The following is a 25,904-nucleotide window of genomic DNA, read 5'->3' as shown; positions in this document are numbered from 1 at the left end:
GCTTCCGCATCTCGCTTCGGCTTTTATGATGTCGGCATTGCGCCGTTATCGATCTTGTTTGTTTCCCTTCGTTTCCGTCGGGACTGCAAAGGTAGAAATCTTTTTGGTTTCTCCAAAATAAATGTGAAAATTTATTTTTTTTGTTTTCCTGCTGTTTCTGCGTCTAACCTGAATTAAACCCTTCTTTTTTCAGTGCCTCCCCTTTCGGATCAGCCGTTCCTCCCTTGCGGAGTGGTGCAAAGATAGCACCTTTTTATATTCACTTCCTAATCTTTTTTCGCTTATTTCTCCATAATAAGGTTAACTAACTGTAACATTGGATGATTCATTTATAAGCTATAGATCAATAGCAAGATATCTGGAATAAAAAAGGACTGGTTCCTTCTTTTATAAGGTGTTTTGGACTGCTATACTTGAACTCCATTTCAATGACTAATTGCTGCAATACCATAATATGTATTGGTATAATGCTCAAAAAAATATTGCTAATCTGAGAAAAACAATGATTCGCGATCCAATACAGATCTGCTCAGGTAAGCATTTAATGCAAATCTTTTATCAATAACAGAAAATATCCGATCATTTAATAAGGAATGTACATTTCGGTAAATTAACTTTTAGCACCCGATATGTGGACCATCAAAAGATCTTCACTTACCGCTTATCCGTAACAAAAACTTTTACGTAATGAACGAAAATCTTATCTGGAACGGCACATCGATTTATCTGATGCACCATGTCGTGCTATTTTCTTGGGTTTCCCCTACTCAATCACTCCTGATGATGACTATTTCATCGAAACATTCGAATTGACGTTGAACGATCATCAACACTAAGTGGTTACCTCTGTTGCAACTGAATTCAGTATACTATGCGTAGATTAAGGCTTTGCTGATGTTTCTTAAAAAGTAGTAAATGCCTATTCACCAAAAGGTAGCTGGAACCAAATAGTATTCATTCTTTAACCAGGTTGCAGCAACAACCTGTATATATACAAGAGTCGTAGTATAATATTAAAAAAAAGGGTTGCAAATAAAATTTGCAACCCTTTTAAGTATTATTAATAAATTATTAATCTTCTTCTTTCGAAGCCAATAATTGATCATATTCTTCACGTGAACCAACGATAATATTACCGTATTGACGAAGACCTGTACCTGAAGGGATCAAGTGACCCACAATTACATTCTCTTTCAATCCTAATAAATTATCACGTTTACCTGCAATAGCTGCTTCGTTCAAGACTTTAGTAGTCTCTTGGAATGATGCTGCAGAGATAAATGATTTCGTTCCTAACGAAGCTCTAGTGATACCTTGTAATAAAGGACTTGAAGTTGCTGGAATAGCATCGCGTACCTCTACTAGTTTTTGATCACGACGTCTCAAGCTAGAGTTTTCTTCACGTAATCTACGTAATGAAACGATCTGTCCCGGACGTAAATCATTAGAGTCACCCGCATCAACAACAACTTTCTTGTCGTAAAGTGAATCATTTTCTTCCATGAAATCCCATTTGTTAACTGCTTCTTTTTCTAAGAAACGCGTATCTCCTGGATCTTCAATATTCACTTTTTGCATCATTTGGTGAACGATCGTCTCAAAGTGTTTATCATTAATTTTTACACCTTGAAGACGGTATACCTCTTGAATACCATTTACGATATAATGCTGTACTGCCGAAGGACCTTTAATTGATAAGATATCTGCTGGAGAGATCGAACCATCCGATAAAGGCATACCTGCTTTAATAAAGTCATTATCCTGTACTAAGATATGTTTCGAAAGTGGAACTAGGTATTTCTTAATTTGGCCATCGCGTGACTCAATAGAGATCTCACGGTTACCACGTTTAACACCACCTAAAGTTACAACACCATCAATCTCAGTTACAACTGCTGGATTAGAAGGATTACGCGCTTCGAATAATTCCGTTACACGCGGTAGACCCCCTGTAATATCTCGCGTTTTACCTGTAGAACGAGGAATCTTAACCAAGATACCACCTTCTTTAACAGTTACACCGTCCGATACAGAAACGTGAGCTCCTACTGGAATGTTATATGTACGAATTACTTCACCTTTTTTATCTAAAATTTTAATCGCAGGGTTCTTCGTTTTATCACGAGTTTCAATAATTACTTTCTCTTTGTGACCCGTTTGCTCATCTGACTCTTCGCGGAAAGTTACACCTTCAACAATTGCATCAAATTCAACTTTACCGGCAAACTCAGAGATAATAACAGCATTATATGGATCCCATGCTACTAATTTATCACCTTTAGCTACTTGACTGCCTTCTTCTACAAATAATTGAGAACCGTAAGGGATATTTTGTTGGAATACAATTTTCTTAGTATCATCCAAAATTTTAATCTCACCTGAACGACCCAATACTACTTGATGCGTACCGTCTTCACCTTCTTGAGATACTGTACGTAGGTTTTCAAATTCTACTGTACCAGCATATTTAGAAGAAATTTGTGACTCAGCAGCAATGTTAGAAGCCGTACCACCGACGTGGAACGTACGAAGCGTTAACTGTGTACCTGGCTCACCAATTGATTGCGCTGCAATTACACCGACAGCCTCTCCCAATTGAACACGTTTACCAGATGCCAAGTTACGACCGTAACAGCTAGCACATACACCGCGTTTACACTCACATGTTAATACGGTACGGATCTCAACCCCCTCAATACCTGAAGCTTCAATACGTTCAGCAACAGCTTCTTCAATATCTTCATTTTCAGAAACGAGTAATTCACCTGTTTCAGGATCATATACATTGTATAATGAAACACGACCTAAAATACGATCGTATAACGGTTCTACAATATCATCGTTATCTTTTAATGCAGTTGTGTAAATACCTCTTAAACCTCCACAGTCTTGCGTAATAACAATCATATCCTGTGCAACGTCATGTAAACGACGTGTTAAGTAACCCGCATCGGCAGTTTTCAATGCAGTATCGGCAAGACCTTTACGCGCACCGTGGGTAGAGATAAAGTACTCTAATACTGAAAGTCCTTCTTTAAAGTTTGATAAAATCGGATTCTCAATAATTTCACCACCAGCTGAACCAGATTTCTGAGGTTTAGCCATCAAACCACGCATACCACACAACTGACGAATTTGCTCTTTCGAACCACGCGCCCCAGAATCAAGCATCATATATACAGAGTTGAAACCTTGGTTGTCATTCGATAAGATATCCATTACGTGTGATGTCAACTTATTGTTGATACGTGTCCAAATATCGATAATTTGATTATAACGTTCGTTGTTAGTAATGAAACCCATGTTATAGTTATTCATTACTTCTTCAACTTCGTTAGTAGCTTGTTGAATTAAGTCAGTTTTAGCAGCAGGAATGTTCAAATCTTGCAAGTTAAACGATAAACCACCTTTGAAGGCCGTTTGGAAACCTAATTCCTTCATATCGTCCAAGAACTGTGCAGCACGAGCCATACCCGTAGTTTTCACAATTTCTCCAATGATATTACGCAAAGATTTCTTCGTTAATAACTCGTTGATGAAACCTACTTCATGAGGTACAACCTGGTTGAAGATAACACGACCAACTGTTGTATCTAATAACGTATCAACAATACTACCGTCTTTTGTTCTGATTTTAGTTTTTACCTTAATAAAAGCATGCAAATCAATTTTCTTCTCATTTAAAGCGATAATAACCTCTTCAGCAGAATAGAAAATCATATCTTCACCATGAACGATATGGTCTGGTGTGCTCTTACGGCCTTTAGTAATATAATAAAGACCCAAAACCATATCCTGAGATGGTACTGTTACTGGAGAACCATTTGCAGGATTTAAGATATTGTGGGCAGCCAACATTAAAACTTGTGCTTCCAAAACTGCAGCATTACCTAAAGGTAAGTGGACTGCCATTTGGTCACCATCAAAATCGGCGTTGAACGCTGTACACACTAATGGGTGTAATTGAATTGCTTTACCCTCTACTAACGTAGGTTGGAAAGCTTGAATACCCAATCTGTGAAGCGTAGGTGCACGGTTTAATAATACCGGGTGACCTTTCAACACGTTTTCTAAAATATCCCAAACAACTGGATCTTTACGATCTACAATTTTCTTAGCCGATTTTACAGTTTTAACGATACCACGTTCGATCATCTTACGAATGATAAACGGTTTGTAAAGTTCTGCTGCCATATCTTTAGGGATACCACACTCGTGTAATTTCAAGTGCGGTCCAACGACGATTACCGAACGAGCCGAATAATCCACACGTTTACCCAATAAGTTTTGACGGAAACGACCTTGTTTACCTTTTAAGATATCAGATAATGATTTCAACGCACGGTTACCTTCAGTTTTAACTGCGTTAACTTTACGTGAGTTATCGAATAATGAATCTACAGCCTCTTGCAACATACGTTTTTCATTACGTAAAATTACTTCTGGCGCTTTGATTTCAATTAAACGTTTCAAACGGTTATTACGGATAATAACACGACGGTATAAATCATTTAAATCTGAAGTCGCAAAACGACCACCGTCTAAAGGAACTAATGGACGCAATTCCGGTGGAATAATAGGAACGATTTTAACAATCATCCACTCCGGACGATTCTCAATACGATCTCTAGAACCACGGAATGCTTCTACAACGTGAAGACGCTTTAAAGCCTCATTTTTACGTTGTTGAGAAGTTTCGTTAGCCGCTTGATGACGCAAATCATAAGATAATTTATCTAAATCAATACGTTTCAATAATTCTTCTAACGCTTCAGCACCCATTTTAGCAACGAACTTTTGAGGATCGTTGTCATCTAAATATTGATTTTCTTTCGGTAATGTATCTAAAATATCTAAATATTCTTCTTCAGTCAAGAAGTCCATATAGTTGATACCATCATCCTCTTTAATACCAGCCTGAATAACTACATATCTTTCGTAGTAGATAATCATGTCTAGTCTCTTGGTAGGAAGACCTAATAAATAACCAATTTTATTTGGAAGAGAACGGAAGTACCAGATATGAGCAACAGGAACCACTAATGAAATGTGTCCCATACGCTCACGACGTACTTTTTTCTCCGTAACTTCAACACCACAACGGTCACATACGATACCTTTGTAACGGATACGTTTGTATTTACCACAGTGACATTCATAATCCTTTACAGGACCAAAGATACGCTCACAGAATAAACCATCACGTTCTGGTTTGTAGGTACGATAGTTAATCGTTTCCGGTTTTACAACTTCACCACTTGAACGCTCTAAAATTGTTTCTGGAGACGCCAAGCTTACAGTAATTGATGTAAAGTTGCTTTTAATTTTATTATCTTTTTTGTAAGACATACTTATTCAAAAGTTAAAGCTTTATGAAGAAGTTTTAGTGATCATAGCGATCACTAAAACTTCACTTTGCTTAATTAATCCAATGTGATATCTAAACCTAAACCACGTAACTCATGTACCAATACGTTAAACGATTCTGGTACAGATGGAGTTGGTAAATTGTTTCCTTTTACGATAGCCTCGTAAGTTTTCGCACGACCAACAACATCATCCGATTTCACAGTCAAGATTTCTTGTAGGATATTAGATGCACCAAATGCCTCTAATGCCCAAACCTCCATCTCACCAAAACGCTGACCCCCGAATTGAGCTTTACCACCCAATGGTTGTTGTGTAATCAATGAGTATGGTCCGATCGAACGAGCGTGCATCTTATCATCAACCATGTGTCCTAATTTCAACATATAGATCACACCAACTGTAGTTGGTTGGTCAAAACGCTCACCCGTTAAACCATTGTACAAGTAAGTTCTACCTGAAGCAGGTAAACCAGCTTTAGCTACCCAGTCTTCTACCTCTTCTTTTTCAGCACCGTCGAAAATAGGAGTTGCAAATTTAACACCTAATTTTTGACCAGCCCAACCTAAAACAGTTTCGTAAATCTGTCCTAAGTTCATACGAGAAGGTACACCTAATGGGTTTAACACGATATCTACTGGTGTTCCATCATCTAAGAAAGGCATATCTTCATCACGTACAATACGTGCAACAATACCTTTATTACCGTGACGACCAGCCATCTTATCCCCTACTTTCAATTTACGTTTCTTAGCAACGTAAACTTTAGCCATTTGAACGATACCTGATGGCAATTCATCACCGACAGAAACTGCGAATTTATCACGTTTGAAAGCACCTAACTCTTCGTTTAACTTAATGTTATAGAAGTGTAAAGCAGCTTTAATCATTTCATTCTTATCTTCGTCAGTTGTCCAACCTGTAGGGTTGATATTATTGTAGTCTAATTCAGCTAAGATTTTTTGTGTAAACTTAGCTCCTTTCGCTACTAATAATTCTTTATATACATTATAGATACCTTGAGCAGTTTTACCATTTACAACTGTAAACAATTTCTCTACTAAACGTTCTTTCAAAATCTTAACAGCTCTTTCATGTGCTGTTTCTAATTTCTCTAATGTTTTACGCTCAACTTCTTTTGACATTTTCTTAGCGCGTGCAAATAACTTCGTATCAATAACAACACCTTTCAATGAAGGAGAAGCTTTTAATGAAGCATCTTTAACGTCACCCGCTTTGTCACCAAAGATTGCACGTAATAATTTCTCTTCTGGAGAAGGATCAGACTCACCTTTTGGAGTGATTTTACCAATCAAGATATCACCACCATTAACCTCAGCACCAATACGGATGATACCGTTTTCGTCTAAGTCTTTAGTCGCTTCTTCCGAAACGTTAGGGATATCTGCTGTTAATTCTTCTTCACCACGTTTTGTATCACGAACTTCCAATTCAAACTCTTCAATATGAAGAGATGTAAACCAGTCTTCTTTTGCTACACGCTCAGAAATTACGATCGCATCCTCAAAGTTATATCCTTGCCAAGGCATGAATGCAACTTTCAAGTTACGTCCTAATGCTAATTCACCATTTTCAGTTGCATAACCTTCACATAATACCTGACCTTTAGTCACACGTTGCCCTTTACCTACAATAGGTTTTAAGTTCATACAAGTATTCTGATTGGTTTTCTTGAATTTGATCAATCTATATGTTTTCACGTCGTCATCAAATGATACTAAACGGTCATCATCAGTACGGTCGTAACGAATTTTAATCTCATCCGCATCTACATACTCAACAACACCATCACCCTCTGCATTAATTAATGTACGAGAATCTTTCGCAACACGGCCTTCTAGACCAGTACCTACGATAGGTGCTTGTGGACGTAAAATTGGAACAGCTTGACGCTGCATGTTTGATCCCATCAATGCACGGTTGGCATCATCATGCTCCAAGAAAGGAATTAATGAAGCCGCAATAGATGTAATCTGGTTAGGTGCAACATCCATATAATCCAAACGTGTAGGTTCGATTACCGGGAAATCACCAAAATATCTAGCTTTTACTTTAGCATCGATAAAATTACCATTATCATCATATTGTGCATTAGCTTGACCGATTGTTTTCTCATCTTCGTCCTCAGCAGATAAATAATGTACAGGTTCTTCCACCACAACACGACCATCTTCAACACGACGGTATGGCGTTTCGATAAAACCTAAATTATTAATCTTAGCGTGAACAGCTAATGACGAAATCAAACCAATATTTGGTCCCTCAGGAGTTTCGATTGTACACAAACGACCGTAGTGCGTATAGTGAACGTCACGAACCTCGAAACCAGCACGCTCACGAGAAAGACCACCAGGACCTAAAGCTGAAAGACGACGCTTGTGCGTGATCTCTGCAAGAGGGTTAGTTTGATCCATGAACTGTGATAACTGGTTAGTACCAAAGAAAGAATTAATAACAGACGATAACGTACGTGCATTAATTAAATCTGTCGGTGTGAAAACCTCATTATCACGAATGTTCATACGTTCACGAATAGTACGTGCCATACGAGAAAGACCTACTCCAAATTGCGCGTATAATTGCTCACCTACAGTACGTACACGACGGTTAGATAAGTGGTCAATATCATCCACCTCAGCTTTAGAGTTGATTAAGTTAATCAAATACTTCACGATAGCGATGATATCTTCACGAGTCAATACCTTCGTTTCATCAGGAGTATTTAATTTCAATTTACGGTTAATGCGGTAACGACCAACATCACCTAAATCGTAACGTTTGTCCGAGAAGAATAAACGGTCGATGATACCACGAGCAGTTTCCTCATCAGGTGGTTCAGCGTTACGTAATTGACGGTAGATGTGCTCTACTGCCTCTTTCTCAGAGTTAGACGTATCTTTTTGTAATGTGTTATATATAATTGAATAGTCCGCATTGTTAGATGCATCTTCTTTCGCTAAAATAATAGATTTTACTCCAGCGTCGATGATCAAGTCAATGTGATCTTCTTCTAAAACAGTCTCACGTTCAAGTATGATCTCATTACGGTCAATAGATACAACTTCACCTGTATCCTCATCAACGAAATCTTCAATCCATTTTTTCAATACCCTTGCCGCCAAACGACGACCAACGTATTTCTTAAGACCAGATTTACTAACTTTAACTTCATCAGCAAGATCAAATAATTCTAAGATATCCTTATCCGAATCATAACCGATAGCACGTAATAAAGTAGTAACTGGGAATTTTTTCTTACGGTCGATATAAGCATACATAACGTTATTAACGTCAGTTGCAAACTCGATCCAAGATCCTTTAAAAGGAATTACCCTTGCAGAATATAGTTTAGTACCATTTGTGTGTCTACTTTGACCAAAGAAAACGCCAGGTGAACGGTGTAATTGAGATACGATTACGCGCTCCGCACCATTAATCACGAAAGTACCTTTCGGTGTCATATATGGGATAGTTCCCAAATATACGTCCTGTACAATAGTTTCGAAATCTTCGTGTTCTTCATCATTACATGATAACTTTAACTTCGCCTTTAGAGGAACGCTATAAGTTAACCCACGTTCGATACATTCTTGTATATCATAGCGAGGAGGATCAATAAAATAATCCAAAAACTCGAGCACAAAAATGTTTCTAGAATCAGAAATAGGGAAGTTTTCCGAGAATACCTTGAACAGCCCTTCCTGATGGCGGTTGTCAGAAGTAGTTTCTAATTGAAAAAACTCCTTGAAAGATTGCAATTGCACATCTAAGAAATCTGGATATTCCAGAACTTTCCTGCTTGTCGCAAAATTTACTCTTTCTTGTTGAATATTATTGTTTGCCAAGGGGATATGAATTTTAGTTTTAAAAAAACTGAGCTTAACTATGCTGTTATTACTACATCTCGACTATGTTCAGCACACACATAGACTAGTAGTCAAATATCATAAATAGGAATAGACTCTAACGAAATTACGTCAGAGTCTAAACCTTTTGAGGGCTTGTTAGATAAGATTATTTAATCTCAACAACAGCTCCAGCTTCTTCTAATTGTTGTTTCAACGCTTGTGCTTCGTCTTTAGAAACACCAGTTTTGATTTCTTTAGGAGCGCCATCTACTAAATCTTTAGCTTCTTTCAAGCCTAATCCAGCTAAATCTTTTACTAATTTAACTACAGCTAATTTAGCACCACCAGCTTCTTTCAAGATAACATCGAAAGATGTTTTCTCTTCAGCAGCAGCAGCTTCAGCTGGAGCAGCAGCAACTGCAACAGCAGCAGCAGCAGGCTCGATACCGTACTCGTCTTTTAAGATATCAGCTAGTTCTTTAACTTCTTTTACTGTCAAGTTTACTAACTGCTCAGCAAGTTGTTTTAAATCTGCCATTTTATTTTGAATTTTTGAATGTCGTTATGAAAAATTGTTATTAATAATAGTACGAATGTTTTATTATAAAAGAGTATTCGTTAACCTCTTTGCTCTAAAGCTTTTACTAAACCTGAAATTGTATTTCCACCCGATTGAAGAGCTGAAATAACATTCTTAGCAGGAGATTCCAATGCAGCGATAACGTCAGCGATGAGTTCATTTTTAGATTTAAGACTCACTAATGCTTTCAACTGATTGTCACCTACAAATGCAGTTTCTTGGATATAAGCAGCTTTCAACAAAGGTTTATCACCTTCTTTACGTAAAGCTTGGATTAATTTCGCTGGAGCATTTGCTACTTCAGAGAACATCATTGTAGAGGCACCTTTCAATGCTCCTAAGATCTCTTCTGAATCAACACCAGCTTCGATTAATGCTTTTTTGATTAAAGTGTTTTTAACAGCTTTAATTTCAATATCACTTTCGAAACATTTGCGACGAATGCCATTCACTTTCTCTACCGATAATTCAGAAGTGTCAGTAATATAGAAATTACCGTAAGATTTAATCTGCTCTGCCAAAGCTTGAACAATTTCTTGTTTTTCTTCTTTTCTCATGATTAAATACCCGCTACTGATTTAGTCTCAATATGAATACCAGGACTCATAGTTGATGAAATGTGAATGCTTTTAAAGTATGTTCCTTTTGCTGCAGACGGTTTTAAACGAGAGATAGTTTGTAATACCTCTAATGCGTTTTCATAAATTTTGTCTGCATCGAACGACGCTTTACCAACTGAAGTATGGATGATACCAGTTTTATCAACTTTGAAATCAATCTTACCGCCTTTAACATCTGTTACTGCTTTACCTACTTCTGTAGTTACAGTACCAGTTTTAGGATTTGGCATTAAGTTTCTTGGACCTAAAATACGACCCAATTTACCTACTTTAGCCATCACACTAGGCATTGTAATAATGATATCAACGTCAGTCCAACCGCCTTCAATTTTACTGATATACTCATCTAAACCTACGAAATCAGCACCTGCTGCTTTAGCTTCTTCTTCCTTATCAGGAGTACATAAAACTAAAACACGTACAGTTTTACCAGTTCCGTGAGGTAAAGTTGCAATACCACGAACCATTTGATTTGCTTTACGGGGATCTACGCCTAAACGAACGTCGATATCCACAGAAGCATCGAATTTGGTCAATGAGATTTCTTTAACTAAAGCCGCAGCTTCTTTTAAAGAGTATGCTTTACCAGCTTCAATTTTGGATAGTGCCGCTTTTTGATTTTTTGTTAATCTAGCCACTTTTCTTAAATTGATTTCTTAATTAATTGTTCCAAGGAGCATTACCTGATACAGTAATACCCATACTACGTGCTGTCCCAGCTACCATTCTCATAGCAGCATCTAAAGTAAACGCGTTTAAATCTACCATTTTATCTTTAGCAATAACTTCTACTTGTTCCCAAGTAACTGAAGCTACTTTTTTACGGTTAGGCTCACCTGAACCGCTTTTTAAACCCGCAGTTTCTTTCAATTGAATAGCAACTGGTGGAGTTTTAATGATAAAATCAAAAGATTTATCAGCGTAAACTGTAATGACAACAGGCAATACTTTTCCTGGTTTGTCTTGCGTACGAGCGTTGAACTGTTTACAGAAATCCATAATGTTCACACCTTTAGCACCTAAAGCAGGTCCTACTGGTGGAGATGGATTCGCAGCTCCGCCCTTAACTTGTAATTTTACTAACGCACTGACTTCTTTTGCCATCTTGTTTTGAATTAAATTATTAAATGTTTGTTAGTAAGTTGGAAGCAAATAACGTAACATTTATTATTTCACCTGGTTATTAACTTGCGTTTAACCACCAAATGAGGTGCAAAGATATATAGAATTAAATCTATTTGCAAATTTATTTTAACATAAAAAGAGCAAAGTTGTACTTTGCTCTTTTTATTATTCTTTTTCTACTTGCATGTAGTTTAATTCCAATGGTGTTTTTCTTCCGAAAACTTTCACCATTACAATCAGTTTTTTCTTATCTTCATGAACTTCTTCGATCTCACCTGTGAAACCATTAAATGGACCATCATTCACTTTCACTGTCTCACCAACGTAATATGGTACATTAATTGTCTCACCCTGCTCAGCCATCTCATCCACTTTACCTAGAATACGATTAACCTCAGCTTGGCGCAACGGAATAGCATTACCTGCTTTATCCCCTAAAAATCCAATGACACTATTAACTCCTTTTATAATGTGTTCCAACTCACCATCTAAAGCAGCTTCTAGCAAAACGTATCCAGGATAGTAGTTACGCTCTTTAGCCACTTTCTTTCCATCACGCATCAAATAGTACTTCTCCATCGGAATCAACACTTGAGTAATCAAATGCTCAATTCCTAAACGGCTAACTTCGGCATCGATATATTGCTTTACCTTCTTCTCCTTACCACTCACTGCACGAACTACGTACCATTTTAAACTTTGATCTGCCATAAATAATGTTTGATGAAATTAAGAAGCAATACCGTACAATAACTCTAATACGTTACTTGAAGCTTTATCCATTACAAAAACCAATAACGCTATTATAACAGAAGCAACAAGTACAATTACAGCGGAGTTCTGTAATTGACCCCAAGTAGGCCAAGTAACCTTCTCTGTAATTTCGACATAAGAGTCTTTAAAAAAATCAAGTACTTTTGCCATTTTCAGTTTATTTATTAAGCACGGGAACAAGGATTCGAACCCTGATCAAAGGTTTTGGAGACCTCTATTCTACCGTTGAACTATTCCCGTGTATTATCTTATTTTGATGATGCAAATATAGTGTTTTAAACTATTCCCTGCAAATTTTTTTAATCTTTTTTTATTGTTTTTTAATCAATAATATCGACTGAAAAAATAAGCTAATCAGTATGAACTGATTAGCTTATTATATGTGATTTTAGAATCTTTAAAAGACTATAAAATTTCAGTTACCTGACCAGCACCTACAGTTCTACCACCTTCACGGATAGCGAAACGTAGACCTTTTTCCATAGCGATAGGAGAGATCAATTTAACAGTGATCGTAACGTTATCACCTGGCATTACCATCTCAGTACCTTCAGCTAATGAAATCTCACCAGTTACATCTGTTGTACGGAAATAGAATTGAGGACGGTATTTGTTAAAGAATGGTGTGTGACGACCACCTTCAGCTTTTGATAAAACGTAAACCTCAGCTTTGAAATAATCGTGAGGAGTTACTGATCCTGGTTTACAGATAACCATACCACGTTTGATATCAGTTTTCTCAATACCACGTAATAATAAACCTACGTTATCACCAGCTTCACCGTAATCTAAAATTTTACGGAACATCTCAACACCAGTTACTGTAGATTTTAAGTTCTCAGCACCCATACCTAAGATTTCAACTGGATCTCCAGAGTTGATTACACCTCTTTCAATACGACCTGTAGCAACAGTACCACGACCTGTGATCGAGAATACATCCTCTACTGGCATTAAGAAAGGTAATTCAGTTAAACGTGGAGGGATTGGAATGTAGTTATCAACAGCATCCATTAATTCCATAATTTTAGCAACCCACTCAGGCTCACCGTTAAGAGCACCTAAAGCAGAACCTTTAATTACTGGAACATCATCTCCTGGATAATCGTAGAATGATAATAATTCACGAACTTCCATTTCAACTAAATCTAATAATTCTTCATCATCTACTAAGTCAGTTTTGTTTAAGAAAACAACTAAAGCAGGGATACCTACTTGACGACCTAATAAGATGTGCTCACGTGTTTGAGGCATAGGACCATCAGTAGCAGCAACTACGATGATAGCGCCATCCATTTGAGCAGCACCAGTAACCATGTTTTTCACATAATCGGCGTGACCTGGACAGTCAACGTGTGCATAGTGACGGTTAGCTGTTGAATACTCAACGTGTGCAGTGTTGATCGTGATACCACGCTCTTTTTCTTCAGGAGCAGAGTCAATTGAATCAAATGAACGAGCTTCTGATAAACCTGCGTCTGCTAATACTTTAGTAATAGCTGCAGTTGTAGTAGTTTTACCGTGGTCAACGTGACCGATTGTACCAATGTTTAAGTGTGGTTTACTACGGTCAAATTTCTCTTTTGCCATGTTTATGCGAATTAGTAATTATAAATATTTCTATACTTGTTATACAATGTTGTACGAGCCAAAGATGGGATTTGAACCCACGACCTCTTCCTTACCAAGGAAGTGCTCTACCCCTGAGCTACTTCGGCTTTTCGAAAATCCTGTTTACAGATTAATGCCTCCACCTTTAGATATAATATTATCAAAGAAGACAGAGACTAAAAATCAATACTTAAAAATTTGAGCGGAAGACGAGGTTCGAACTCGCGACCTATAGCTTGGAAGGCTATCGCTCTACCAACTGAGCTACTTCCGCTTTGTTTGCGTTTTATTTAGATTTTCACCTACCAACAGTACGCAAACTGTTTAGTGTGGGGGGAGAAGGATTCGAACCTTCGAAACCGAAGTAACGGATTTACAGTCCGTCCCATTTGACCGCTCTGGAACCCCCCCATAACTATAAAGTTATGTTTGAGCCTCTTATCGGAATCGAACCAATGACCTACTGATTACAAGTCAGTTGCTCTACCAGCTGAGCTAAAGAGGCGTCTTTATTTAAAAGCTTTCTTTCTAATCTCTAAACTCAATTTCTTTTATTTAGCGAGTGCAAATATCTATTTTAATTTTGACACTTGCAAGCTTTTTTTTATTTTTTTTCACTCTTAAAAGAACTATCAAACTTTCTGTGTTAGCATCGCTATTTCCTTGTTTGCTGATGCAAAGATATACACTAAACCCACATTACAAAAATATTTTTTTAAAAAAAACGCTACTTTTTCACAACACTACTGATACGCAGATAAATAAATTTCAAGCGAAATAAGACAATTAATAACACGGGTGCAAAATTCACTATTGCATAGGCTAGATTATTATCCTTGACAGATCGAGATCCAGAACAGAGCTTCCATCATAAAGCCTAAAAAATAAATGTTAATCGATAAATTTGTTATCTATATGACGCAATTAAAATTGTAAATAAAACAAATTTATCTAAGTTTGGCCATGCAAAATCGAGATCAGCGTAAAGTGATCGAAATACTAGTTTCAATACTATTCATTGTTTTCATCACCGATACACATATTGTAAAAGCTCAAAATATAATAGAAAAAGTTACGAAAAAAGTTTTTTCGACCTCAAAGGACTCAACAAGATCGGGCGTATTCATGGTATTGCCGGCTTTGGGATATGCGCAAGAGACAGGTGCTGAATATGGAATCGCCAGCAATTACAATTTCTATTTTAACAAAAAAGATTCAAGTATTAGGTCATCAAACATTTTATTAATGGGTACCTATACAACTAAAAAACAATCCAATATTAAATTACAAGCTGATATTTGGACAGATAATAATGATTATCACATTATTTCAGAGCTCCGATACCGCAATTGGCCCTCGAATTACTATGGTATAGGTATGGATACAAAAAAAGCGGATGAAGATCTCATCAGTCAGAAACTTTTTCGTGCCAAATTAGAGATAGAAAAAAGAATTGCTTCCAAATATTACGCTGGTGTCAATATACAATATGATTATGTACAATTTAGGGACAAAGAAATCGACGGTATCTTTGACGACGCATTATTACTAGGAAAAAAAGGTGGCCAGCAGTTACTGCTGGGTATTTCACAGCTTTTTGACAGCAGAAACAATGTATCCTACACAACTCAAGGATATTACGCAAGAGCTAAACTAGCTTATGCTCCAAAACTATGGACAAAAGAAGATTTCGAAGGTGGCAATTTTGACGCTGATCTGCGTGCATTTTTTCCTCTTCATCCCAAACTAACATTGGCTGCTCAGGCTATTTATAGATCTACCTTTGGCAAAACCATTCCATATTACGCCTATAGAGATTTAGGTGGTGATATGATGATGCGTGGATACTATATCGGTCGTTATAAAGATAAAAACTATCTGGCATCACAAGCAGAATTACGTTACAGGTTTCATCCCAGATTTGCAGCAGCAGCGTTTACAGGTGTGGGATCTGTCTTTTCAAAGGAATATAATGCTCGATTTATTCCATCCTATGGAGGAGGTTTTCGTTATTTTTTCAGCTTAGAACATAATAGTAATATTCGAATTGATTACGCTTACGGCGAACAGCGGCCTGGAGAAAAAAGACAATCGGGATTCTACCTTTCTCTTAGCGAAGCATTTTAAAATAACATACCAATAGTTAATTGATCATCTTTTCCGAATAAGAGATGATCAATTTCATAAATACCCCTTCTCTTAAAAACGAATGAGAAAATCTTCTTTTCTTTGACCTTTTTTAAAGAAAACCAATCCTAAATGGAAAAGATCAATAGTCACGACTACCATTTCAGCTTGTTTTAGTAGGTCCCAGTATTTTTCATTGTTTTTAGAAGCATGTGGCTCTTCAATAATTAAAATAGCATGTTCATCAACATCCTCCAATACAGATAGATAATCCTCATCGGTATCAATATAATAAATAACCCTAGGGAAGTCATCACTTCTTATTTGCCTAAATAATTCTAAAAGATCCTGCTGGACCATTTTACCTCTTACTTTAAAGGTTCTAAAGGCAAATGTCCGCAACAAACGTTCTAGAAATAAATATTTTTTGATAGCCTTCTTCCCTGCCCTCTTATAGAATAATGGCACAACATTCAATTCTTCAACAGTAGATTTTCGATAAAGAACTTCATCAACCAATTTATATACAAACGGTGAATGAGTCCCATGACGGCTATGAGAAATTAAGTAATGACGTAAATATTTTAGATAAAACTGCATTTCGAGGACAAATGTACATAGAGTTATACATATTTGGATCACCTGTGTAGCTTATTGGATATTTCTTTAGCGTTTATACTCATTTTACTTAGTATTAATAGAGGGTTTATATAGCTTTACCTCTATAAACCCTCTATCAAACCTCTATAAAAGCTCTATAAATCCTTTAGAAAATAACAATAAGGTCTACACATATTTCCTATTAAGAAACAACATGATCTACCTTCATTTCTCTAAAAAAGTATAAAACAGGAAATATTTCACATGAAACATTCGTGAATGGCTGATGATAAAACACAGAAGCATAGGGCTAACCAGCGTAGAACTGTTAGCAATAAAATAAGTCAATAGCAAGGAATGATCTAAAACTGTAAGATAAAAACACTTCCTTTTCCTTCTTCACTATTAACAAAAATCGTCCCTTTATGCAGCAGCATAATCTGCTTGCTCAAGGTCAAGCCAACACCTGTACCGGTCTTTTTTGTTGTAAAAAATGGTGTAAAAATTTGTTCTTGCAGATCACTGGGTATACCAATTCCATTATCTTCAATCCTAACCTGTATCTTACCATCGGCTTCTATGGCAGAAAGACTGATATAAGGGTTGTCATTTAATTTAACGGCATCAATAGCATTTAACATCAAATTGATGATAACCTGTTCAATCAGATTAACATCAGCGTGAAGAATCAAGCGGGTATTCTTCAAAATAATATCTACATCCACATTCTTTTGAAGAATTGTTGGTTCCAATAATTGGTAAATATGTTCAAAAAGCTGTGCTGCAGAAATGGGAACCAGCGAAGGTTCGTCGACCTTATTGATCATCCTGTAACTTTTAGCAAAATGCAAAAGTCCCTGACTTCTGCGTTGGATGGTCGAAATTCCTACTTTTAAATCCTCTATATCTTCCTGTCCTCTGAAATGATTTAGCCTTCCGTTTAAAGTCTCTGCTAGCGAACTGATCGGAGCAATTGAATTCATGATTTCATGCGTCAACACCCTTAAAAGCTTTTGCCAGGCTTTCGTTTCAGTCTCATCCATCGCTTCATTGATGTTTTGATAGACGACAATCCGAAAGACCGCGTCTTGTGTTTCAAAGCTAGAACTCTGAATAAGCAACTTTATCTTTCCTTTTTTTGACTGTACAGATTCCATTTGTTGCTGTCCAACATCCAAACGCATGGTCTTTTCGTACAATTCTTCGTGTTTTTTCTTTAGGGCAGAAATATTTCCTAAATGTGGCATATGAAACAATTGCTTAAAAGCATCATTTACCCACATCACTTTTCCGCTGTCCAATTGATAGAAAATAATAGCCGAATTTAGCATATTAATAACCCTATCGAGATATTGATGCTGGATCTCTTTATCCATGCTGATCTCCTTATAGGTGTCGTTAATCTGATTAAAAGAGGTAAAAAGTCTACCTTCCGTTGATTTCGCATTTTTAACAACGAATCTACGTGTAAAATCATGGTATTTCACCGCCTCGGAAAACTCGACCACTTGCTGCGATAAAAAGTGGATTTGCTGATAGATGCTGTAAGCTAAGCAGGCAAGCAGAAGAAAAATCAAAACAGCATAGGCATAAAAACCCTTAAACACCAGAAAGGCATCGATCACACATCCTGCCAACAAAATCAGTAACTTAACTAGATTAAAGAATCGATTACCTTTCATTTTTTAGATATCATATTTTTCCAATCTTCTGTATAAGGCTGCCCGTGTCAGTCCCAACTCCTTTGCAGCTTTACTTATATTTCCATTAAATCGGTCTATCGCCGCTTTAATCGCTTTTCTTTCTAATTCTTCCAAATTTGTACCAGCAATGCTCGTGTCAAATGAACTTTCTTCGGGCTGTTGCTCAATTGGGGAAAAAAAGATATCGTTACCGCTAATACTCGCTTGGTCGGCCATAATAACCGCGCGTTCAATGCTGTATTGTAATTCTCGTACATTACCCGGAAAATGATAAGAAAAGAGTTTTTTTATGGCATCTGCTTCAAATCCGTCAATCCGTTTATTATATTTCTTAGCATAAACGTTTAAAAAATGTTCTGCGAGAAGCTGAATATCATGTCCCCTATGTCGTAAAGGTGGAACCTGTATTTCTACGGTATTGATCCGGTAAATCAGATCTTTTCGGAATCTATTTTCATCAGCAAGTACTTTCAATCCTGCATTTGTAGCTGTTATGAGGCGGATATCGACAGGAATCATCTGATGTGATCCTAATGGCGTCACATAACGATTTTGAAGGACGGTCAATAACTTAGACTGTTGCTGCAGCGAGATATTTCCAATTTCATCCAAAAACAAAGTCCCTCCATTGGCCGCTTCAAACCGACCTTGACGATCTTCCCGTGCATCCGTAAAAGCTCCCTTTTTATATCCAAACAATTCGCTTTCAAACAAACTTTCCGTTAAAGAGCCTACGTCTACTTTCACATAGACATCATTGGCACGAAGTGAACGTTTCTGAATGGCCTGTGCGATCAGATCCTTTCCAGTACCATTTTCTCCTAAAATCAATATGTTTGCATCTGTCGGAGCAATCTTCTCTAACTTATATTGCAACTCATCCATTACGACCGACTGCCCAATTAAATCGGGAACACCGTCCAACGTTAAAAGCGAATTTTTAACTTTTTTGTCTTGATTTTTATTTTCTGTCAGCGCACTTTCTATTGTAGCCAATAGATGTTCGTTAATCCATGGTTTTACCACGAAATCTGAAGCTCCCTGTTTGAGCGATTTCACGGCTAGGTCAACAGCTCCATACGCTGTAATCATGATAACCCGAATATTTGGATATTTTTCTTTTATCCGTGACAACCAGAACAATCCTTCATTACCCGTATTGATTGTACTTTTAAAATTCATATCCAGTAAAACCAGATCGTACGACATCTTATCCAGATGTCCCATGAGATTTTCTGGATTAGATTCTACTTGCACATGGCTCACTTTGGGCTTGAGTAATATACGTGCTGCTGTTAATAAATCATGGTCATCATCGACGACTAAAACTGCTGACTTTTTCATTAAAATAATTTGTTCTGCACTGGCAATGAGGTTATCATGAGTAATTTATTGTTCATAATTCTAAAAGAATACTCATGCATGCATTTATTCAGATACTAAGATAACTATAAATTCAACGAGCCTGCATAATAATCATTGATATATTTTTGAAGCAACCATTCATATTGCTTCACAAGCAACTGAATCTGACTACTGTCCAATTTATTCTTTGCTGTTAAGAACAGTACGGAATTGCTATTTCCTGCCTCAAAATGTACCTGTGCGATACGAAATGATTCCGAATAACTTTGTTGCTGTTCTTGCAATTGAACGATGTTATTACTGACATTTTTCAAATTAAAAACAGCCTTAGCAGTCTCGGTACGTAATTCATTGAGACTAACATCTTTTTGAAATTTAGCAGATTCCAAATCTAATTTAGCTAATTTCACTTGATTATATACAGCGAGATGATTGAAGATCGGAATGTTTAAATTGAGTCCAATTGACTTCCCTAAATTATTGTTGAATTGCTTAAAATAACCAAAATCAGCACCGTTTGAATAATTTGTAGATAAACCTGCACTGAAAGACAAGGATGGCCAATAATTTGATTTCACCACTTTAATATTGCGTTCAGCAGCCTTGATCCGCCAATCCAGTGCTGGTATAATTGGCAAATTCTCACTTGCAGCATCAAACAATTGCGCTGCAGTTTTAATTTCGGCATCCTGTTTAAATTCGATTGCTTTCAACTCGCCCAGACTTGTTTCATCTACATTCAATAAAGTAGATAACCTCAGTCTATTGAGATACAAAATCTGTTTGTTATTTTCAATTGCATTGATATCATTCGCCAATTGTCCTTTCAGATCAAAATAATCTCCCGGTGCAATTGCACCTTCTTTATGAAGTACTTCTGCCCTACGCACCTGTTCACTGGTCACCTCAGTTTGCAATTCGGACTGTTTCAAGACATCCTGAGCAGTCAAAATCTGAATAAACGATTCGATCACATCCAGTTTAAGCGTATTGATCTGCGAATCGAATTCCAACTTGCTGGCAGTTTTTGCATCAGCTTTCATACGTACGTCGTGCAAAATTCGAAATCCGTTAAACACAGGAACAGTTACTCCTAAAGAAGCTCCTCCCGAAGAATTGTTTGTTGTTGTATATTGGTTGATTGTTTTATCCAAATACCGGCCCGTACTAAAGCTATGATTCAAACCTGCATTGACATCTGGCAATCGATTTGCTTTTGCCTGATTCAAATTAATACCTGCTCTTTTTACATCTAGTTCGTTCCGCATTAAGGCCGGATTTTCTTTTATAGCTATCTGTATGCATTCACTCAACGAGCGCTGTTGAACTTGTGCACGCACAAAAGTCAAGCTATAAAGAAAACACAAACTGTATATAAAGATTCGTTTCATATTTCATATTTTCCAAATCTTTAACCACAGGCCATGCCAAACAAACAAATCACTAATTATCAACTAAATAACAATAAGCAACAACGATTTATGTTCATCTTCGTACATGCAGGTGTTCGAAAGCGAACACTTCAATAATACACTCATTTTTTATGAAAAAAAATGGCTCAATTATCAAGTTGTACGCAGCCGAACAATAAGTGTTCGAATACGAACACTAGACAAATAGTTAAAACACAATAATGAAATGAATATCAACACATTACATTTATGGCACATCTTTCATAGATAATAACAAAATTGAAACGTATTATGGACAGACCTTTAGAAAAGAAGAAGTGGAATAACAAACGCATATTAACCTTAGTCGGAATTACAGGTTTGGTCGGCCTTATAGCCGCAAGCTTTTATTTTACAAGCGGTAACAGCAAGTTGAATGTAGAAGCAGATCGTATTTCCATCGTTGAGATTAAAAAAGACAATTTTCAGGAATTCATTCCAATCAATGGATCTGTTCTTCCTATTAGCAGTATTTATTTAGATGCTTCTGTTGGAGGCCGTGTGGAGGAAAAATATGTAGAAGATGGTGCGACCTTAAAAAAGGGAGATCCAATCATGCGGTTGTCCAATACCGATCAGGAACTTAATCTTATTCAACAGGAAACACAGGTATTAAACCTCTTGACACAATCACAGATTGCCCAAACCAATGCACAACAGGTTTCGATCAATAACCGTAACCAGATGGCAGATGTAGAACAGGCTTATAAAGAGGCTGAACGTGTATATCAATTAAATAAAAAATTATTGAATGAAAAAGCGATAGGATCACAAGAATTTGAAAAATCAAAAAATGAATATAACTACCAAAAAGAACGGGTTAACTTAACAAAACAAATCCTAAAACAGGATGAGGTTTCGACCAATCAAAAAGCGCATCAGGATAAAGAAACGTATCAACGTACACAAAGTGCTCTTGAATTGATGAAGAGAAAAATCGGCGATTTGATCGTTCGTTCTCCTGTAGATGGTCAATTAACATCATTTGACGCTGAGATTGGACAAAATAAAAATGCAGGTGAACGTCTTGGACAGATAGACGTACTTACGGGATTTAAGGTTCGTGCGGATATTGACGAGCATTATATCAATCGAATTTTCCCCGATCTTCAAGGTGAATTCACGATTGGTGATAAAGCATATAAGTTAAGAATCAAAAAAGTATATACACAAGTAACAAATGGACGTTTTCAGGTCGATATGGAATTTATCAATGAAGTTCCTAAAGGTATCCGTAGGGGGCAGACTTTACAGATCAGATTGGCTTTGAGTGACGAGACCAAAGCCGTATTACTTGCAAAGGGAGGATTTTATCAGCAAACCGGTGGTAACTGGATCTTTAAACTAGATAAAAATGGGAATACTGCTTACCGTGTGGATATTCAACTGGGAAGACAGAATCCTGAATATTATGAAGTCATTAAAGGCTTACAACCTGGTGATAAAGTAATTGTATCCAGCTATGAGACTTATGATAAAGTACAGGAGTTAAATATTAAACGCTAATAAAACTTATGATAGGATGCTCGCGCTAATCCTCCAAAAAAGTAAAGAGAAAATTTCTGAGGTGTTTTTCCATAGTTAACACCTCATTCTAATACATTAAAGACATGATTAAAAATTTTATAAAAGCCACCTTTCGTAACCTTTGGAAAACCAAAAGCTACAGCTTTCTTAATATTTTTGGGCTCGCTATTGGCATTGCCGCAGCAGCCTTAATTTTTCTATGGGTAGAAAATGAAGTCAACTATAATAAGCACTTTGCTCATGTAGATGACATCTATGTTGTCAAATCTAAGCAAACTTATGATGGTTCAACCTTTGTATTTGAGTCTACTCCTGGTCCCTTAAGTCAAGCCATCGAAAAAGAAATTCCAGGGATAAAATATGCAGTAAGAATGGCATCAAATAATTCCTTGTTATTTTCGAATGGAGAAAATAACCTATACCTCAATGGCTATCATGCTGATCCAGAAATTATCGATTTATTATCAGTCGATTTCCTACAGGGGAATCGCTCTGAAGCACTAAAAGATCCAAATAATATTATCCTCAGTTCGGATGGGGCAAAACTGCTATTTGGTGATGAACCTGCACTTGGAAAGTCAGTTCGTATAGGTAACAATGAATCTTACATTGTTTCTGGAATAGTACAAGATTTTCCAAATAATAGCAATTTAAAATTCAATTGGATTATTCCATTCAAAAAATTTGAAATAGGACAGGAATGGTTAAAAGAATGGGGAAATAATGGTTTAATGACTTTAGTTCAGGTTGAAAAAAATGCCAACATTAATCAAATCAATGCTAAACTTCTAGATTTTGTTAAAAATAAAACTAATGGTCAAGTGACATTTTCCAAGAACTACCTTTATCCAATGAATCGCTGGCGTCTTTACAATGCTTTCGACAAAGATGGAAACGAAAAAGAGGGAAGAATTAAAAATGTTAAGCTATTTAGTTTTGTCGCTGGCATCGTGTTACTAATTGCCTGTATCAATTTCATGAACCTGGCTACAGCCAGATCTGAAAAAAGAGCCAAAGAAGTTGGTATGCGCAAGGTGGTTGGAGCTACTAAAAATTCTCTAATTACACAATTTTTAGGAGAATCGTTGATTTTCGCCTTTCTTTCTGCACTATTGGCGATTCTGTTTGTTTACATCTCAATTGGACCATTTAATAGTATTATCAATCAAAAACTCGAAGTGGATTTATTGAGTACAAACCATTTATTATTCCTACTCACCATCGTATTGTCTTGTGGCATCTTTGCTGGAAGTTATCCCGCATTTTATCTTTCGTCATTCAATCCTATTTCGACATTAAAAGGACATAAACAAAAAACAGGTGCGTCTATTTTCATTCGAAAAGGATTGGTGGTATTACAATATACAGCGTCTATTGTACTTATAATTAGCACCATTATTATCTATCAACAGATAAACCATGCTAAAGGTCGAGATTTAGGTTACAACCGTAGTCAAGTCATTACTACAAATCTACAGGGAGAGTTAGCGCAACATATTGATTTAATTAAAGATCAGTTAAAGGCTACAGGCAGTATTGAACAGATAGGCATAAGCGATATGAGTATTTTAAATATCGGTAACAATTCAAGTGGCTTTGAATGGGAAGGAAAAGATCCTAAATCCAGTATACTGATCAGTATGTTACGAACTGATGATGAATTTATCCCAAGTATGGACATGAAGATGATCGATGGACGTAACTTTAACCCGCATTTTTTAGGAGATAGTACATCTATTATCGTAAATGAGACTCTAGCAAAAATGATCAAAAAAGATGGGATGGTTGCTGGAAGTACAATTACCTATGGAACAGAATCCTTTCGAATAGCAGGTGTTGTTAAAAACTTTCTATATAACAGTGTCTATGAAGCACCTAGCCCGCTTATCTTTATTCCTTTTAATGCCCCTATTGGTATTTTAAATATCAAAACCAAAGCCGGAGTTGACATTCCATCTACTGTACAGCAAATTGAAAAAATTCTAAAACAGCATAATCCCTCTTATCCTTTTGAATATCGGTTTTTAGATGATTCTTTTAATAATACATTTCAATCTGAACTTTTTATTCAAAAATTAGCCTCAGTGTTTTCAATACTTTCTATTATCATTTCTTGCCTAGGTCTATTTGGACTATCAGCTTTTGCAACTGCACAGCGCTCAAAAGAAATTGGTATTCGAAAAGTATTGGGTGCATCTGTTACACGGCTGATAAATATGCTAAACCGTGAATTCATTATACTCATTATATTATCTTGCCTGATCGCATTTCCGATCGCGTGGTATATGATGAATCAGTGGTTAGGTAATTATGGTTATCGCATTGATATCTCCTGGACAGTGTTTTTAATCAGTGGAGCACTTGCACTTTTTATCGCCATCATAACGATTTCAGGTCAGGCTTTAAAAGCGGCATTATCTAACCCTACCAACTCATTAAGAGATCAATAATTCAACAGAACAATTACAAACAATACATAAAGATATGAGCACAAAAAATATGATCAAAATCAGTAACCTTCAAAAGTACTATCGTACAGAAGAAGTAGAGACCGTGGCACTCAACAATTTGAATATCCATGTTAAGGAGGGGGAATTTGTTGCCGTTATGGGACCTTCTGGATGTGGTAAATCTACGTTGCTCAATATTATCGGGCTTCTGGATGATTTGGATGAAGGAAGCTACCTATTTAATGAAATCGAAGTCGCTAAATTCAAAGAACGTGGCCGTTCGGATTTACGTAAGCATAATATTGGTTTTGTATTCCAAAGCTTTAACCTGATTGATGAATTGACGGTATTTGAAAACGTGGAATTACCACTGGTTTATACCAATGTCCCTGCAGCAGAGCGTAAACGCCGTGTCGAAGAGGTTTTGGAGAAAGTACAGATCATGCACCGACGCAATCACTTCCCTCAACAACTGTCTGGAGGTCAGCAACAGCGTGTAGCCGTAGCCCGAGCTGTGGTCAATAATCCAAAACTAATTCTTGCCGATGAGCCTACAGGTAACTTAGATTCCAATAATGGTAACGAAGTGATGCAATTATTAACTGAACTGAATGAAGCTGGAACAACAATCGTCATGGTAACACATAGTGAACATGATGCCAAATTTTCCGATCGTGTGATCCGCATGTTAGATGGACAGGTCATTATGGAAACGGCAACTTTATAATTGATCAC

General features: G+C 36.7%; 17 protein-coding genes and 5 tRNA genes. 4 read left to right on the top strand and 18 right to left on the bottom strand.

The window, feature by feature from the left end; all coding sequences use genetic code 11:
- Positions 1 to 1,071: 1,071 nt before the first annotated feature.
- The 14 genes from rpoC to ACFS6I_RS05580 form a co-directional block, all read right to left on the bottom strand.
- Positions 1,072 to 5,349, bottom strand: coding sequence for a DNA-directed RNA polymerase subunit beta' (gene rpoC, locus ACFS6I_RS05645; RefSeq protein ID WP_380918720.1), 4,278 nt, complete (start codon positions 5,347 to 5,349; stop codon positions 1,072 to 1,074).
- A gap of 74 nt (positions 5,350 to 5,423) precedes the next feature.
- On the bottom strand, positions 5,424 to 9,233 hold the full coding sequence (gene rpoB, locus ACFS6I_RS05640; RefSeq protein WP_183915895.1) for a DNA-directed RNA polymerase subunit beta: 3,810 nt from the start codon (positions 9,231 to 9,233) through the stop codon (positions 5,424 to 5,426).
- A gap of 169 nt (positions 9,234 to 9,402) precedes the next feature.
- Positions 9,403 to 9,774 carry a 50S ribosomal protein L7/L12 gene (gene rplL, locus ACFS6I_RS05635; RefSeq protein WP_183915897.1) on the bottom strand — a complete coding sequence of 124 codons (372 nt, stop codon included), beginning with the start codon at positions 9,772 to 9,774 and terminating at the stop codon, positions 9,403 to 9,405.
- Between the two features lie 80 nt (positions 9,775 to 9,854).
- Positions 9,855 to 10,373: a 50S ribosomal protein L10 gene (gene rplJ / locus ACFS6I_RS05630; RefSeq protein WP_183915899.1), complete on the bottom strand. Its 519-nt coding sequence runs from the start codon at positions 10,371 to 10,373 to the stop codon at positions 9,855 to 9,857.
- A gap of 2 nt (positions 10,374 to 10,375) precedes the next feature.
- A complete protein-coding gene (gene rplA / locus ACFS6I_RS05625; protein ID WP_021191049.1) occupies positions 10,376 to 11,074 on the bottom strand; it encodes a 50S ribosomal protein L1 in 699 nt (232 codons plus the stop codon).
- A 22-nt stretch (positions 11,075 to 11,096) separates the two neighbouring features.
- Positions 11,097 to 11,540, bottom strand: a complete 444-nt coding sequence (gene rplK, locus ACFS6I_RS05620) for a 50S ribosomal protein L11 (RefSeq protein WP_045752391.1) — start codon at positions 11,538 to 11,540, stop codon at positions 11,097 to 11,099.
- A gap of 186 nt (positions 11,541 to 11,726) precedes the next feature.
- On the bottom strand, positions 11,727 to 12,272 hold the full coding sequence (gene nusG, locus ACFS6I_RS05615; protein WP_132773503.1) for a transcription termination/antitermination protein NusG: 546 nt from the start codon (positions 12,270 to 12,272) through the stop codon (positions 11,727 to 11,729).
- Between the two features lie 18 nt (positions 12,273 to 12,290).
- Positions 12,291 to 12,485 carry a preprotein translocase subunit SecE gene (secE, locus tag ACFS6I_RS05610; RefSeq protein ID WP_031288930.1) on the bottom strand — a complete coding sequence of 65 codons (195 nt, stop codon included), beginning with the start codon at positions 12,483 to 12,485 and terminating at the stop codon, positions 12,291 to 12,293.
- Positions 12,486 to 12,504: 19 nt separating this feature from the next.
- Positions 12,505 to 12,575 (bottom strand) — tRNA-Trp (locus ACFS6I_RS05605).
- Between the two features lie 165 nt (positions 12,576 to 12,740).
- On the bottom strand, positions 12,741 to 13,925 hold the full coding sequence (gene tuf / locus ACFS6I_RS05600) for an elongation factor Tu (protein ID WP_045752394.1): 1,185 nt from the start codon (positions 13,923 to 13,925) through the stop codon (positions 12,741 to 12,743).
- Between the two features lie 56 nt (positions 13,926 to 13,981).
- Positions 13,982 to 14,053: transfer RNA gene (locus ACFS6I_RS05595), tRNA-Thr, on the bottom strand.
- 94 nt (positions 14,054 to 14,147) lie between these two features.
- Positions 14,148 to 14,220: transfer RNA gene (locus tag ACFS6I_RS05590), tRNA-Gly, on the bottom strand.
- Between the two features lie 56 nt (positions 14,221 to 14,276).
- Positions 14,277 to 14,357 (bottom strand) — tRNA-Tyr (locus tag ACFS6I_RS05585).
- Between the two features lie 21 nt (positions 14,358 to 14,378).
- A tRNA-Thr gene (locus ACFS6I_RS05580) sits at positions 14,379 to 14,451 on the bottom strand.
- Positions 14,452 to 14,909: 458 nt separating this feature from the next.
- On the opposite strand from ACFS6I_RS05580, the gene ACFS6I_RS05575 reads away from it, so the two are divergent.
- Positions 14,910 to 16,073, top strand: coding sequence for a BamA/TamA family outer membrane protein (locus tag ACFS6I_RS05575; RefSeq protein WP_208700131.1), 1,164 nt, complete (start codon positions 14,910 to 14,912; stop codon positions 16,071 to 16,073).
- Positions 16,074 to 16,145: 72 nt separating this feature from the next.
- Here the strand turns inward: ACFS6I_RS05575 and ACFS6I_RS05570 are convergent, their stop codons facing one another.
- The 4 genes from ACFS6I_RS05570 to ACFS6I_RS05555 all read right to left on the bottom strand — a co-directional run bounded on the left by ACFS6I_RS05570 (position 16,146) and on the right by ACFS6I_RS05555 (position 21,081).
- Complete coding sequence (locus tag ACFS6I_RS05570; protein ID WP_380918715.1) at positions 16,146 to 16,673, bottom strand: hypothetical protein; 528 nt, start codon at positions 16,671 to 16,673, stop codon at positions 16,146 to 16,148.
- Positions 16,674 to 17,035: 362 nt separating this feature from the next.
- A complete protein-coding gene (locus tag ACFS6I_RS05565) occupies positions 17,036 to 18,355 on the bottom strand; it encodes a sensor histidine kinase (RefSeq protein ID WP_380918713.1) in 1,320 nt (439 codons plus the stop codon).
- Positions 18,356 to 18,358: 3 nt separating this feature from the next.
- Positions 18,359 to 19,720, bottom strand: coding sequence for a sigma-54-dependent transcriptional regulator (locus ACFS6I_RS05560; protein WP_208700135.1), 1,362 nt, complete (start codon positions 19,718 to 19,720; stop codon positions 18,359 to 18,361).
- 104 nt (positions 19,721 to 19,824) lie between these two features.
- The gene (locus tag ACFS6I_RS05555) at positions 19,825 to 21,081 is read right to left on the bottom strand and encodes a TolC family protein (RefSeq protein ID WP_380918711.1); all 1,257 of its coding nucleotides are present in this window, start codon (positions 21,079 to 21,081) and stop codon (positions 19,825 to 19,827) included.
- Positions 21,082 to 21,444: 363 nt separating this feature from the next.
- Here ACFS6I_RS05555 and ACFS6I_RS05550 point away from each other — a divergent pair, with 363 nt between their 5' ends.
- The 3 genes from ACFS6I_RS05550 (at position 21,445) to ACFS6I_RS05540 (ending at position 25,896) form a co-directional block, all read left to right on the top strand.
- Positions 21,445 to 22,698 (top strand): efflux RND transporter periplasmic adaptor subunit, encoded by a 1,254-nt coding sequence (locus tag ACFS6I_RS05550; protein WP_168128205.1) that lies wholly within the window; start codon positions 21,445 to 21,447, stop codon positions 22,696 to 22,698.
- A gap of 104 nt (positions 22,699 to 22,802) precedes the next feature.
- A complete protein-coding gene (locus ACFS6I_RS05545) occupies positions 22,803 to 25,169 on the top strand; it encodes an ABC transporter permease (RefSeq protein ID WP_380918709.1) in 2,367 nt (788 codons plus the stop codon).
- Positions 25,170 to 25,218: 49 nt separating this feature from the next.
- Entirely contained in the window at positions 25,219 to 25,896 is a 678-nt protein-coding gene (locus tag ACFS6I_RS05540) for an ABC transporter ATP-binding protein (protein ID WP_132773513.1), read from the top strand.
- Positions 25,897 to 25,904 lie beyond the last annotated feature (8 nt).

This window comes from Sphingobacterium anhuiense, assembly GCF_042686355.1.
GTDB lineage: Bacteria > Bacteroidota > Bacteroidia > Sphingobacteriales > Sphingobacteriaceae > Sphingobacterium > Sphingobacterium anhuiense.
This window is presented reverse-complemented; position numbering and strand designations above follow the sequence as displayed.